The following is a 728-nucleotide window of genomic DNA, read 5'->3' as shown; positions in this document are numbered from 1 at the left end:
GCCGTCGGCACGCCCATCATGTGATACGAGACCGCGCTGAACCAGTCCAGATTCGGGAACATCTTCTTCGCTTCCCACATCACCGACTCCAGCCGCTCGGCGATGCTGAACAGCTTGGTGTTGCCCGCTTCCTTCGAGAGCTTCTTCGCGACTTCCTTGATGACCTTGTTGCGCGGGTCCGAAATCGTGTACACCGGGTGGCCGAAACCGATCACCACTTCCTTGTTCTCGACGCGGCGGCGGATGTCCGCTTCGGCTTCGTCCGGCGTCTGGTAGCGCGACTGGATCTCGAACGCGACTTCATTGGCGCCGCCGTGCTTCGGCCCGCGCAGCGCGCCGATCGCGCCGGTGATCGCCGAATAGATGTCCGATCCCGTGCCCGCGATCACGCGGCCCGTGAAGGTCGATGCGTTGAATTCATGCTCGGCGTACAGGTTCAGCGACACGTGCATTGCGTCGACCCACGCCTTCGACGGCTCCACGCCGTGCAGCAGATGCAGGAAGTGGCCGCCGATCGAGTCGTCGTCGGTTTCCACTTCGATGCGCTTGCCGTTGTGCGAATAGTGATACCAGTAGAGCAGCATCGAACCGAGCGAGGCCATCAGCTTGTCGGCAATGTCGCGCGCGCCCGGCAGGTTGTGATCGTCTTTCTCCGGCAGCACGGTGCCCAGCACCGACACGCCGGTGCGCATCACGTCCATCGGGTGTGCTGCGGCCGGGATCCATTC

Annotated in this window: 1 protein-coding gene; it reads right to left on the bottom strand. The window is 63.0% G+C overall.

Annotated features, from left to right (window positions below; translation table 11 throughout):
* A partial coding sequence (locus tag P0D70_RS36715) for a citrate/2-methylcitrate synthase (protein ID WP_408188125.1) occupies positions 1-728 on the bottom strand: 728 nt, incomplete at both ends.

The organism is Paraburkholderia sp. RL17-381-BIF-C, from assembly GCF_046026435.1.
Classification (GTDB): Bacteria; Pseudomonadota; Gammaproteobacteria; order Burkholderiales; family Burkholderiaceae; genus Paraburkholderia.
Note: the sequence above shows the minus strand (reverse complement) of the source record. Positions and strands in the feature narration are given on the sequence as shown.